Annotated in this window: 12 protein-coding genes; 5 read left to right on the forward strand and 7 right to left on the reverse strand. The window is 56.1% G+C overall.

Going from position 1 to position 13094, the window contains the following annotated elements; translation table 11 throughout:
- The first annotated feature begins 41 nt into the window (after nucleotides 1-41).
- On the forward strand, nucleotides 42-3497 hold the full coding sequence (gene ligD / locus ACI2KB_RS06640; RefSeq protein ID WP_404632628.1) for a DNA ligase D: 3456 nt from the start codon (nucleotides 42-44) through the stop codon (nucleotides 3495-3497).
- 144 nt (nucleotides 3498-3641) lie between these two features.
- Here ligD and ACI2KB_RS06645 read toward each other — a convergent pair whose 3' ends face one another.
- Both ACI2KB_RS06645 and ACI2KB_RS06650 read right to left on the reverse strand, forming a co-directional pair.
- A complete protein-coding gene (locus tag ACI2KB_RS06645; protein WP_404632630.1) occupies nucleotides 3642-4046 on the reverse strand; it encodes a low affinity iron permease family protein in 405 nt (134 codons plus the stop codon).
- Nucleotides 4047-4109: 63 nt separating this feature from the next.
- Nucleotides 4110-4379, reverse strand: a complete 270-nt coding sequence (locus tag ACI2KB_RS06650; RefSeq protein ID WP_404632632.1) for a hypothetical protein — start codon at nucleotides 4377-4379, stop codon at nucleotides 4110-4112.
- 133 nt (nucleotides 4380-4512) lie between these two features.
- On the opposite strand from ACI2KB_RS06650, the gene ACI2KB_RS06655 reads away from it, so the two are divergent.
- From ACI2KB_RS06655 to ACI2KB_RS06670, 4 genes are all read left to right on the forward strand, one after another.
- Nucleotides 4513-5739, forward strand: coding sequence for a zinc-dependent alcohol dehydrogenase (locus ACI2KB_RS06655; RefSeq protein ID WP_404632634.1), 1227 nt, complete (start codon nucleotides 4513-4515; stop codon nucleotides 5737-5739).
- 21 nt (nucleotides 5740-5760) lie between these two features.
- The gene (locus ACI2KB_RS06660; protein WP_404632636.1) at nucleotides 5761-5979 is read left to right on the forward strand and encodes a PLD nuclease N-terminal domain-containing protein; all 219 of its coding nucleotides are present in this window, start codon (nucleotides 5761-5763) and stop codon (nucleotides 5977-5979) included.
- A 4-nt stretch (nucleotides 5980-5983) separates the two neighbouring features.
- On the forward strand, nucleotides 5984-6160 hold the full coding sequence (locus ACI2KB_RS06665) for a hypothetical protein (protein WP_404632638.1): 177 nt from the start codon (nucleotides 5984-5986) through the stop codon (nucleotides 6158-6160).
- Nucleotides 6161-6558: 398 nt separating this feature from the next.
- On the forward strand, nucleotides 6559-7683 hold the full coding sequence (locus ACI2KB_RS06670; RefSeq protein WP_404632640.1) for a sensor histidine kinase: 1125 nt from the start codon (nucleotides 6559-6561) through the stop codon (nucleotides 7681-7683).
- Nucleotides 7684-7831: 148 nt separating this feature from the next.
- Here the strand turns inward: ACI2KB_RS06670 and ACI2KB_RS06675 are convergent, their stop codons facing one another.
- The 5 genes from ACI2KB_RS06675 to ACI2KB_RS06695 all read right to left on the reverse strand — a co-directional run bounded on the left by ACI2KB_RS06675 (nucleotide 7832) and on the right by ACI2KB_RS06695 (nucleotide 13071).
- Nucleotides 7832-8200, reverse strand: a complete 369-nt coding sequence (locus ACI2KB_RS06675) for a response regulator (protein WP_404632642.1) — start codon at nucleotides 8198-8200, stop codon at nucleotides 7832-7834.
- Nucleotides 8201-8271: 71 nt separating this feature from the next.
- Nucleotides 8272-9660, reverse strand: coding sequence for an RAD55 family ATPase (locus tag ACI2KB_RS06680; protein WP_404632644.1), 1389 nt, complete (start codon nucleotides 9658-9660; stop codon nucleotides 8272-8274).
- A gap of 357 nt (nucleotides 9661-10017) precedes the next feature.
- A complete protein-coding gene (locus ACI2KB_RS06685) occupies nucleotides 10018-10512 on the reverse strand; it encodes a DUF1543 domain-containing protein (protein WP_404632646.1) in 495 nt (164 codons plus the stop codon).
- A 26-nt stretch (nucleotides 10513-10538) separates the two neighbouring features.
- The gene (locus tag ACI2KB_RS06690; RefSeq protein ID WP_404632648.1) at nucleotides 10539-10931 is read right to left on the reverse strand and encodes a VOC family protein; all 393 of its coding nucleotides are present in this window, start codon (nucleotides 10929-10931) and stop codon (nucleotides 10539-10541) included.
- A gap of 31 nt (nucleotides 10932-10962) precedes the next feature.
- A complete protein-coding gene (locus tag ACI2KB_RS06695) occupies nucleotides 10963-13071 on the reverse strand; it encodes a PAS domain-containing protein (protein ID WP_404632650.1) in 2109 nt (702 codons plus the stop codon).
- Nucleotides 13072-13094: the final 23 nt, after the last annotated feature.

Raw genomic sequence — 13094 nt, forward strand, 5'->3', positions numbered from 1 at the left:
CCTCACATGAGTAGGTTCGGGCTGCTGGAAGGGACGCAAAGGTGGAAGACCTGAAGATCGCCACGTACAACGTGAATGGCATCGGTGCCCGACTGCCCAATTTGTTGAAATGGCTTGAGCGCGAACAGCCTGACATCGTCTGCCTACAAGAGCTCAAGGCACCGGACAAAGCGTTCCCAAACAGCGACCTCGAAGCAGCGGGCTACGGCTCTGTGCACCTGGGCCAGAGTTCGTGGAACGGCGTCGCCATCCTGGCCCGTGACTCCGAACCCTTGCTGATCCGGAAGGGCTTGCCAGGGGAAGAGGAGGATGCCCAGGCACGCTACCTCGAGGCAGCAGCCCATGGCGTCATTGTCGCCTGTCTGTACCTGCCCAACGGTAATCCTCAGCCCGGCCCGAAATTCGACTACAAGCTCCGTTGGTTCGAACGCCTGATCGAGCACGCGAAATCATTGCAGGCCAGCGAGCATCCTGTCGTGCTGGCCGGGGATTTCAATGTGGTGCCGACTGACGAAGACATCTACAACCCACGTTCATGGCTCAAGGATGCCCTGCTTCAGCCCGAGAGTCGCGAATGCTATCGCCGGCTGCTGGCTCAAGGATGGATCGACTCGGTCAGGCACCTGTATCCGGACGAGCGCGTCTACACGTTTTGGGATTACTTTCGTCAGCACTGGCAGAAAAACTCTGGCCTGCGCATCGACCACCTCCTGCTCAACCCAGTATTGGCGCCACGTCTGGAAGATGCGGGCGTTGACGCTTGGGTGCGCGGCGAAGAGCACGCAAGCGATCACGCACCCACCTGGATTCGCATCGGGGATGCGCAACAGAAACCGGAAAAGAAAACCCGGAAGAGAAGCCAACCCGCTGCCTCGCCGCCAGCTCAGAGCGACACCCATTCGAGCCTCGAAGAATACAACCGCAAACGCGACTTCGACGCGACGTCCGAGCCATCGGGCGGCGGCGACCACAAACGTGGCTCGACGCGAAAGGCTTCCGATCAAGCGCTTCAGTTCTGCATTCAGAAGCACGACGCAACCCGGCTTCATTATGATTTTCGGCTGGAACTGAATGGCACGTTGAAGAGCTGGGCCGTACCCAAAGGCCCGTCCCTTGACCCCAAAGCAAAACGCTTGGCCGTGCATGTCGAAGATCACCCCATCGATTACGCGACGTTTGAAGGCAGCATCCCGGAGGGTCATTACGGGGCTGGCGATGTCATCGTGTGGGATCGGGGCATCTGGAAACCATTGCCAGACCCCGCCGAAGCGTACGCCAAAGGACGACTGGAATTCGAGTTGCAGGGCGAGAAGCTTGGCGGTGTGTGGAACCTGGTGAAGACCCATATCCCCGGCAAGCAGGAGCAATGGTTCCTGATCAAACATCAGGACGAGTTTGCCCGTGCTGAATCGGATTACGACATCGTCAAGGATAAGCCCGACAGCGTGTTGAGCGAACGGACAATCGTGGCCAGGAAACGAGGTGGCAAAGGCGCCGAGCCGAAACCCGTCGAGAAAGTGCCAGCACGCAAGAAAAGGCCTGCGAAAGCCGAGCTTGAGGGGGCACAGGCCGCAGACCTTCCTGACACTCTTAAACCAGAGCTGGCGACGCTGGTGGAGTCAGCCCCCGACGGCGACTGGCGCTACGAGATTAAGTTCGACGGCTATCGGGTAATGGCCAGGGTGGATGACGGGAAGGTGCAACTGTTAACCCGCAATGGTCATGACTGGACGCACAAGCTCCCGCGCCAAGCCGAAGCCATCGCCAGTCTCGGGCTGGCCTCTGCCTGGCTGGACGGCGAGATGGTGGTCGCCAACGAGGACGGTGTCCCTGACTTCCAGGCATTGCAGAACGCGCTCGAGTCCGAGCGCAGCGGCAATATCGTTTACTACCTGTTCGACATGCCCTTCCTCAACGGCATGGATTTACGCGAGGTGCCGGTCGAGCAAAGGCGCGCTGCCTTGGCCAAAGTGCTGGAGGCCAGCGAGGACGAAATACTCCGATTTTCCGAGGACTTTGGAGAGGCCCCCGACGCTCTGCTCAACAGCGCCTGTCAGATGAAGATGGAGGGCCTGATCGGCAAACGCGTCGGCAGCACTTATGTGTCGCGGCGTAGCGGTGATTGGATCAAGCTTAAGTGCAAGCGCCGGCAGGAGTTCGTGGTCGTTGGTTACACCGAACCAAAGGGCGCTCGGAACAAATTCGGTGCCCTCCTGCTAGGGCTTCACGATGCCGACAGCGGCGAACTGCGTTTTTCAGGGAAGGTCGGGACAGGCTTCAACGAAGCGACGCTGAACACCCTCTTTCATCAGCTCGTCCCGCTGGAAGTAAAGAAATCGACCGTGGTCAATCCACCTACTGGCTTTGAGGCCAAGGGTGTGCACTGGCTCAGGCCTCAGTTGCTGGCCGAAGTGGCATTCGCTGAGATCACGAAGGACGGCTCAGTCAGACACGCCGTGTTCCACGGTTTACGCACGGATAAGCCGGCCAAATCCATCACTGAAGAACGCCCTGCTCCGCCGTCAGACGTCGACAAGCCCTCGGATGCGAAAGCTGCTCTAAGCAAAACCGCCAAGGTTGCCCCAACTCAAAAATCAGAGTCCGTTGCCCGGTCGACATCAGGAAAGATCCGCTTAACCCACCCCGAGCGCATCATTGACCCCACTACCGGATCGACCAAGCGTGACTTGGCGGACTACTACATCAGCGTCTCCGATTGGTTGCTACCGCAGTTAGCGCAGCGCCCTGTCGCGCTGGTCAGGGCGCCCGAAGGCATTACCGGCGAGTTGTTCTTCCAGAAAAACGCTGATCGGTTGGCAATCCCGGGCATCGAAACGATGGGCAAGGAGTACACCGGCCATCCGGTCATGCTTATCAACACTCTCGAAGCCCTGATCGGGGCCGTGCAGATGAGCGCGATGGAGCTGCATACCTGGAACGCTGTCTCCAAAGATCTGGAGCGTCCCGACCGTTTCGTGCTCGACCTCGACCCTGATCCCGCTCTGCCGTGGAAGAGCATGGTGGAAGCCACCCAACTTACCCTGGCAGTACTTGATGAACTGGGATTGAAGTCATTTCTCAAAACCAGCGGCGGTAAAGGTATTCATCTCGTGGTGCCCCTGACTCCCAAAGCCGATTGGGAGGCTGTAAAAGGCTTCAGTCACGCCATCGTCAAGCACATCGCCAAACTGCTGCCTGATCGCTTCTCAGCCGTCTCTGGCCCGAAAAATCGGGTGGGTCGTATCTTCATTGATTATCTGCGCAATGGGCTGGGCGCTACGACGATCAGCGCCTACTCAGTCCGCACGCGGGAGGGCCTTCCAGTATCAGTACCCATCTTTCGCGAGGAGCTGCTTGAGATCAAAGGTGCCAATGTCTGGAGCATTCACAACCTTCATGCACGCCTCGGACAGCTGGACAGCGATCCATGGGCAGACCTGCCGACCACCCGGCAAACCATCACTGCCGAAATGCGTCGGCGGGTAGGCATCAAATAGCGGAATCACCTGAGGAGAAACATCATGGACAACTACCACATCACCAAAACCGATAGCGGCTGGGCACTCAAGAAACAAGGCGCTCCATCAACTATCACAGCGCATTCACTACCCGAGTAAGCTCAATATTGGAGCTGCGTAGATTTAGTGAGTGGTGTTTTGATTAGAGGAATCGTTAGGCGTCGTATCAGGATCGTTGACCTCATCAACGCCTAGCGCCTTGTACCGATTTCTGAGCGCCGCTAGCTCTTTCTGATCGAGGTTGTCCAAACTGAGCACTGCATTCTGAGCATCTTTGGTCACCCGCAAAAGCTCATCAATCTTGATGTGCAAGATATCTGTATCACGGTTTTGGGTGTTCTGGATCAGGAAAACCATCAAAAAGGTGATGATGGTGGTGGAGGTGTTGATCACTAGCTGCCAGGCATCGTTGTAGTGAAACCATGGCCCCGAAGCCGCCCACAAAACCACCAGCGCGATTGCAGTCAAAAACGTCTTCGGACTGCCCATCCATTTTGATAACCGCTCGGAAAACTTCCAGAATTTCATGATGGCACTCCCACGTTAGATAAATGATCTGACCTGAGTGACCACTGAAAATTCTTGTTACATCTAGACCGGAAGATCACCGGTAAGCAATTGCACAAGTGTCGAGGAACAGGCCGCGATCCCATCCAGATGCCCCATCACCAGTACACCACCGGTGCCATTGCCTTCTGCTGACTGTGCTCGAATCAGCCCCACCAAGTTACCTGCGTCATCAACCCACGTTTCGTCGCAGTGCTGTTGCAGCTCCTTCTGACAAACTTCTCGGACTTCTAGCTCTTCGCCACCTGGCCCCCAAGCCATCAGCAGTTGCTCCAAAAGTGTTGCTTCAGTCATCGACAGCTCTCATAACCGCAGTCTTACCAACGGTGCATGAGCTGCCGCTGATCCTGTTCCTCAGGAAAATCCTGAACGAACCCCGCATTCACCCCTCCGCTGTTTACTACCCCTAAAACTGCGGAGTCAGACCATGAGAGCACTTACCTACCACGGCGCCCATGATGTGAAAGTGGATACCGTTCCAGATCCCATCCTTGAACAACCGGATGACATCATCCTGCGGGTCACCGCGACGGCGATCTGCGGTTCGGATTTACACCTGTATCGCGGCAAGATTCCGACCGTTGAGCATGGCGATATCTTCGGTCATGAATTCATGGGCATCGTCGAAGAGACTGGCTCGGGCGTGACCGCTGTCCAGCCAGGTGATCGGGTTGTTATTCCTTTTGTGATTGCGTGCGGAGACTGTTTCTTCTGCCAGCAAGATCTGTTCGCTGCGTGCGAGACCACCAATACTGGGCGCGGAGCAATCATCAACAAGAAAGCCATTCCACCCGGCGCGGCGCTGTTCGGCTTCAGCCATCTGTATGGCGGGATCCCTGGAGGCCAGGCCGAATACGTGCGTGTCCCTAAGGCCAATACCGGCCCGTTCAAGGTGCCGGGGACACTCGCCGATGAGAAGGTGCTGTTTCTCTCGGACATTCTCCCCACTGCGTATCAGGCCGTGACTAACACGGGCATCGGCCAAGGCTCCAGCATCGCCATTTATGGCGCTGGCCCGGTGGGCCTTTTGTGCGCAGCGGTTGCCCGGATGCTGGGTGCGGATCGCATCTTCATGGTTGACCATCATCCTTACCGCCTCGCCTATGCGCAGGCTACCTACGGCGTGACACCGATTAACTTCGATGAGGATGATGACCCCGCCGACACGATTATTCGGCAGACTCCAGGCATGCGCGGCGTCGACGGCGTGGTGGATGCAGTCGGGTTCGAGGCCAAGGGCAGCACCACTGAAACAGTATTGGCCACTCTGAAACTCGAAGGCAGCAGCGGCAAGGCGCTACGTCAATGCATCGCGGCAGTCAGGCGCGGCGGCACTGTAAGTGTGCCCGGCGTCTACTCGGGCTTCATTCACGGTTTCCTGTTCGGAGACGCGTTCGACAAGGGGCTGACCTTCAAGATGGGCCAGACCCATGTTCAGCGGTTCCTTCCCGAGTTACTTGAACACATCGAAACCGGTCGTCTATCACCCGAGGCCATCATCACCCACCGAATGTCACTGGAGCAGGCGGCTGAGGGCTACAAGATCTTCGACAAGAAGCAAGAGGATTGCCGCAAGGTCATCCTCACTCCCGGGGACAGCACTATCGCGCTGCCAGACACTCAAGACGAGCTGGGCGCTCCCGTCCTTCAGTGACGCCCGCAGAAGGTAATCGACATGGAAACTCTATTTTCGATTGTTGTGCCGATCATCATTTTGCTGGTCGACTTATGGGCCATCACCAGCGTTTGGCGCTCGACGAAGGCATCGAGCACGAAAGCGGGTTGGACAGTGCTGATTTTGATTTTTCCGCTCGTGGGATTGGTGATTTGGGGCATCGCCGGCCCCCGAGGAATCGTCGAACCTCCGACGTCCAAGGAGCACAGCAAAGGTTAAGCCAGTGAATACCAATGGCCGTGCCGGTCTAAATCCTGGCGATAAGCCTGGTGTTGACGGGTTTCCGGATAATGAAGGTTCAACATCAAAGGACTCTGAAGAGGACCCCAACCGACAAGATGATGTGACCGACGTCGATATCGACAACGCAGAGTTCGATGACCCACCCAATCCTCGTTGAATCCATAATGAACGCCCCGCAAAAGCGGGGCTGACTCCTGCGGTTCCCTCCCTGCTCTCACTCGTTAAGCGCGCGACCACTCCACATCCGTGATGCCCAGCTTCCCCGCCTGCGCCTTGCTCGGTTTCGATATCAGGTCAGATCGGTGTTTCGGGATGAGCACTCCAAGCGCTTGATAATTCGCGTAAATAACAATCGCTTAGGCAGTATATTCATTCGAATATCTAATCTACCTCCCCTCAAACGGCACGTTGCGACTTATTCGGACGATCTCAAAATGCAGAAGGGAAGCATGCGGTCTAAGCTTGGCGATTACTTTTTTTCGTCCAACTGACAGATCGTACGCTTGGATTTTCTGGCGTTACAGGCGCATCAAATAAGGAACAATCGAGGACGCCATGAGACTTTCGGAATTCATTCTGCAGAATCTGGAGCCAATACTTCAGGCTTGGGAAGACTTCGCCAAAACGGTGGTAACACCGATGCCGCCATTGAGTTCCTCACGGCTCAGGAACCATGCCGAACAGATTCTCAGGACGGCGGCGAGGGACATGCAGACGCCTCAGACCTTGCGTCAGGAAATCGCAAAATCTCAGGGACATGGCCCCGCCAACGAGGGTGAGACGGCCGCACAATCGCATGCGCTCACCAGGCTGGAAGATGGGTTTAGCCTTGATCAGATGGTGGCGGAGTACCGTGCGCTGCGATCCAGCGTTCTGAGACTATGGCTGTCTGAGGGTTGCTCGGCAGACTCGCATCAGGCAGCCGATATCATTCGATTCAATGAGGCCATCGATCAAGCGTTGGTGGAATCCATTTCGGCCTATGGCAAAGCCGTAGCAGTCACCCGAAAAAGGGTGCTTGGCATATTGGGTCACGATCTGCGTTCCCCGCTTGGCGCGATATTGATGGCAAGTGATCTGCTATGTAAACGACCAAATCTCGCAACCAGGGAGACGACTCTGGCCGCGCAGATCTGGACGAGTGTCAATCGCGCCAATGAGATGGTGAACGACCTCCTCGATCTAGCGCGCAGCAACCTGGCTCCCGGGATCTCCCTTCACCTCGAAAACACAGAGCTCACCCAGGTTTGCGATTCAGTCGTTGCCGAAATACGCACTGCACACCCCGATGCCCGTATCGAGTTCGCACCCGGTCAAGAGATCGCCGGGCGGTTTGATTCGGTTCGGGTTGCGCAGGTCTTTTCGAATCTGATTGGCAACGCCGTTCAACACGGCGATGCGCAGTACCCTGTCCTCGTTCAACTCTCAAGCAATGGGCTGAGCGCGATTTTCAGTGTTTGCAACCGGGGAGAACTCATTCCACCCCACGCTATGCCCTACCTTTTCAACCCGGAGGGTCGCTATTCCACCTATGCTGCGCAGGACAAAGGCTCGTCTGCAGGCTTGGGGTTAGGCTTGTTCATCACCGCCCAGATCGTGGATGCACACGGAGGGCGAATCGAGGTCTCCTCAACCACCGAGGAAGGCACGGTTTTCACCGCTCATCTGCCGATCACCTAGGTTGCCTCTGGCGTGATGGTGCTGCGAAGCCAACCGATCGGGATGTATCGAAGATCGTCAGGGTTGGAGCCAGACATTTATGCAAGGCTTCGAGCGCTCAATGAGCTTTGGCTGGACTGGAAAACCCGCACATGCCCCTACGAATAGCTCATGCCCCTTTATTATCGATCGCGGCCGTCACCTGCTGGATGACGAGCGATGTGTCGAAGGGTTTAATGAATACGGCGATAAACAGATCTGGGCGCACGGCGCCGAGATGAGCTTGCGCTCCGCTCACAAGCACTAGCGGTGTGTCTTTGAACCGAGGTCTGGATTTGACCGCCTCGGCAAACTCGATTCCCGTCATACCCGGCATCATGAAGTCGGTGATGATCATGTCCGGTCTTTCCCTGTCCAGAATCTCCAGCGCTTTGATCGCACTCGCCGCCGTCACGGTCTGAAATCCCTCATCTTCCAACGCGAAGCTCAAGATATCCGCAATCAGATATTCATCATCGACGATCATGACTGTTTTCATTCTTCACCCGCACCTTCTGGCACCGACGAAGACCATGATGAGCACTCGCCCCGATGTCTCTGCAGCATGTTCTAGACCCTTCTCAACTCTATCCCCGTACCAGACATCACCACCTGCAAGATTGAGGGATCGAACGCGCTGTCCCTGACTTTCAGAATGGTGAGCTGTCTGTGGAGTTCAGCGCCTTTGCGTGCAAATTCGACGAGCAGCAAGTTATCGACTGTGCTGGACAGTTCAGGCGTTGAGTAATCGGCCATCGAGCTCATAAATTGGTGAAGCTCATACGTTGCCAATACAGTCACTCCACGAGATCGGAGCTGCTCCAGCAAGGCCACAAGCACGCCTCTCACCCGTGCCGGGTCTGCTGAAACTCTCTCGAACCCGCTGAGACTGTCGATAAAAACGCGTCTGACATTGTCACGATCCACAACCTGGAGCAGTTCATAGCAAACTTGATCGATAAGCCCAGTGCTGGTGGGCCGCCACATAATTTGCAGTGCACCCTTTTCCATCAGCCTGGGATACCCCAGTGCCAGCGCATCTGCCTTGCTTCTCACGCGCTGAGGAGATTCATGGAAGCCAAAATGCAGACCCGGCTCATCGGGCGTGCTGGCAGAAAGGAACTGAAGGCCAAGAGATGTCTTGCCGACGCCCGAAGGCCCAAGAACCAAGGTGATGGACGACTTCACCAGTCCATCTCCCAAGCTTTTATCCAGGGAAGAGATGCCACTGGTGACCCGCGCTGGTGAACTGTCTTCTGCGATGCGCAATGCAGGGAGAAGACTTTCCAAACGAGGATAAATCACGAGCCCGTGCTCGTTGATTTCGAACTCGTGTGAGCCAGAAACCGCTCCGCTGCCACGGGTTTTGCGTAGTTGAAGGCGACGCACGGAAGTAGCTCCGGTGCTATCTTCGCCCATTTGGATCACGCCATCCACCATGGTGTGCTCGGGGCTTCCCTCGTCTATCTGAGAACTGGTCAGAAACAGCACTGTGCATCCGGCAAACGCCGCATGCCCTTGCAAGGCGGAGATGAATTTTTTGGTATCGATGGGAGATTCGGCTTTTGATCGAGCATTCAGCAATCCGTCCAGTATCAGGAGCGTCGACTGCTGCCGACTGATTTCACGGCGCAGTAGCTTGACGACCTCGTCAAGTCCATCGGTCTCCAGAGTATCGAAGGCGCTGACAAATTGAATACTGCTCCCGACCTGCGCCTTGTCGAAAAAGGTCAGCGTGGATAAAAACTGGAACAGGCGATCATGTGGCTCGGCCAATAAAGACGCAAAAAGCATTCTCCCCCCACGCTTTACGTGGTTGAAGCCAATCTGGTTAGCCAGGATGGTTTTGCCTGACCCAGGCCGTCCCTGAATGATGTACGACGCACCGGAGACCAGCCCGCCCTTGAGCAACGTGTCAAGGCCAGGGACACCCGTTTCTAGGCGTTCAAGCTGTTTCACGTATCAGTCCTCTTGAGACCTCACAAGAATTCGCACGAGCCCTCAACCTTAAGCCTCTGACTGTTCGAAGGCTCGAGGGCCTCGGTCATCGACATAGATTCACTCGCACTCAATTCTGAGACCCGTATCAATCGGGACGATTCCCTACGAATCCTCGGCAGGTGCGATTAGGTCTATGTAGACCTCTCCGTTCGAGTTTCTGAATTCACCCGTCAACGTAAGGGGCCGTAACAGGCAGAAGCCATCTCGCGGCTGTAAACGCCAATCGCGGTGAGCTCTCAAGCGTGCGTATTCATGCTCTGATTCAAACCCTCGAGCGCCCAGGGGGTTGAAAGGAGGCCCTGCCCTCAGCCAAGACTAGGGAAGAACAATGTAATCGTTACGCTGAACTATCCCAGCATGTGGCCCTTCCACCAAATGCACGTACCGCCCACTGACGTCATCAACAGGCAAGCAGTCGTCCATATCCATCACGGCATCGGTGTGTGCTTGAGTCCAATGAGACAGTGCCTGCCGCTTCCCTTTTGCCATGGCCTCTCGCTTGTCCTTGGCCACCACTAAAAGGTAGTGATGCGCTTCGCCAAAGGTCTGTGACGCGTAGCCACCCAGGTTTATGAAATACAGCCGAGGTGAACCAGGGGATGGAGCTAATGAACTGAGTTCCACACGCCAATTTTCAACGCCATCGACGGCCATCCACGAGTCGATATGAACGCCCTTGGGACTGCCAAACCAGCCATCACGAAGCTGCGGGTAGGCTTGCTCCAGTGAATCAGCGACAACGAAAACGACGTCGTGAACTTCTATCTTCGCCCGAGGATGTTTGCCACCCAGCATCACCACAAAAAGCATTCAATGCCCATCCGTAACCACGTCTGTCACTCGTTAAAAAACACCGCGATCTTGTTACCGGTCGGATCTCTCAGGTACGCAACATAGAAGTTGGGCGTGTAGGCGGCTCGGGTTCCAGGAGCGCCTTCGTCCACTCCTGCCTGCGCCAGGCCGGCAGCATAAATCGCGTCTACCTCGGTCCGTGACCGAGCCCGGAACGCCGGCATCATCCCATTGCCCGCAGTGGCTGGTCCACCGTCGAAAGGGCGGCCGACATGCACCGTCCCTGGGCCATTCAATCGGTCGACCGTATCTGGGAGCGAGTAGCTACAGACCCCCTCGGAGTAGTCCTTTTCATACCCCAGCGGCAGAAGAATTGAATCGTAGAACGCCACGGATGCATCGACATCGTTTGCTCCGATCCACAGATAACTGAGCATGGTCGCCTCTAGGGATATTGTCAGGGATACATCATGAGACTCGCTCCGCGTAGCTAGATTCAGCAGTCGCGCCGACCTGGTTGAGCAACTCATTGATCTTGGACGCCAACGCCTCCAGGGCAAACGGCTTGACCAGGATTGCGGTGGCAGAGCTTGACGCCGTTGGATCACCTGCTGGGGGCTGGGCATAACCCGTCATGAACAAAACAGGAAGCTCGGGGCGACACACCCTTCCTTCACCAGCCATCTGACGCCCGTCGAGTCCTCCAGGAAGGCCAATATCTGTCACCAGCAAGTCTATGCGTGCATCTGATCGCAAGAGCTGGAGGCCGGCTTGGCTATCCGCTGCTTCGATAACCCTGTAGCCCATACTGCTTAACGCTTCGCTGACAAACAGCCGAACTGTGCGCTCATCATCAACCACCAACACCGTCTGCCCAGCGCCAATCATCGTGATCTGAGAACTTGGTTCTCTGATCGCCCCGCAGCTGATCTCAGTTGGATGGTAAGGCAGCTGCAGACTGACACATGTGCCAGTTCCAACCACCGAGGCAATGCTGATATGTCCGCCGGATTGCTTCGCAAAACCGTAGACCATGGATAAGCCAAGCCCTGAGCCCGATCCTACCGGCTTGGTCGTGAAAAATGGCTCGAAAGCCCTCGATAAGGCCTCAGAGCTCATGCCTGTACCATTGTCGGAGACGGTGATAGTCAGATAGGTACCTGGCGACAGCTCATGGTCTGATTCAGCGCCCTCCGCCATCGTTTGATTATCGGTTCGAATCAAGATTTGCCCCCCGGCCGGGAGGGCATCTCTCGAATTGATACAGAGATTGAGTAAGGAGTTTTCTACCTGTGCCTGGTCGACCAGACAGGTGCTGAATTCTGCATTGAGCTCAACTTTCAACTCGACAGTGGGCCCCACTGTTCGACGGATCAACTCCTCCATATCCGCAATCAGGAGATGCACGTCAGTAAGGACTGGGAGCAAGGTTTGACGGCGCGAGAAGGCCAAGAGCCTGTGGGTCAACGCAGCGGCGCGCTGCGCGGCACCGTATCCCACTGAAACGTATCGCTCGACATCGGCTATGCGCCCCTGACTCAATCGCAATTTGATCAAATCGAGGCTGCCAAGAACGCCGGCAAGCAGGTTATTGAAGTCGTGCGCGATTCCTCCGGTCAATTGCCCAATGGCTTCCATCTTCTGAGCTTGGCGGAGTGCAGCTTCAGCTGCCTCGCGTTCGGCTACTGCCGCCGCGATACGCGCTTCCAGCGTTCTATTGAGCTCTTTGATCTCGGTTTCAGCTTTCTTTCTAGCGCTCACATCTATGGATGAGCCGATCAGGCCAATGACCTCACCCGAGTCGTTAAAAAAAGGAGCTTTGGCGGACAACCAAGTGGTTTCCGATCCATCCGGCATGTCCACCCGCTCCTCGACCTGTTCGGCCACACCAGCGCGCATGATGCGTTGATCCGTCTCCATCACTTGAAGGGCCTGTACCTTATCCTCCAGAAATTCCAGATCTGTTTTGCCGATGTAGAACTCTGGCGGCTTACCAATCAGCTCGGTGGCGCCGTGATTGGCGATCAACATTCGCCCTTCGAGATCTTTGGCGTAAACAACACCGGGGACAGCCGCTGTGAAAGTTCGCAACAAGGCGGACATTCTGTCCCGTTCGGCTTCCGCGGCCTTGCGAGACTCTATATTCATCAGCACGCCTGGGAAGCGAATGGCTTGCCCCTGTGCATTCAACTGGGCCCGCCCATTGGCCTCGACCCACCTGTAGCAGCCGTCATCCTGACGAACACGGTACTCGCAACGAAACGCACCGCCACGCGCCATGGCGGACTCGATGTCCGATGCAAGTCGATCAACGTCTTCAGGATGGATGGAAGAGAACGCATCTGCGATGGGAATGCCGGATCTGCACCGATCTGCCGGCAGGCCGAAAGCGCGGGAGAATCGATCATCGGCTGTCACTCGGTCGTTAGGGATATCCCAAACCCAGGTGCCGATGATTGCACCCGCATCCAGTGCGAGCTGCAGCCGCTCAGAAATGTCGGCTTGACTATCATCCGCTTGAGGCAAGTGAGGAGAAGCCGCTGCTGTGAGAACTGCTGTGGGCTTGTCCTGATCCATTTACAACCTCGGTAAATTATTTG

Source organism: Pseudomonas sp. NPDC088444 (assembly GCF_044900175.1).
Lineage (GTDB): Bacteria > Pseudomonadota > Gammaproteobacteria > Pseudomonadales > Pseudomonadaceae > Aquipseudomonas.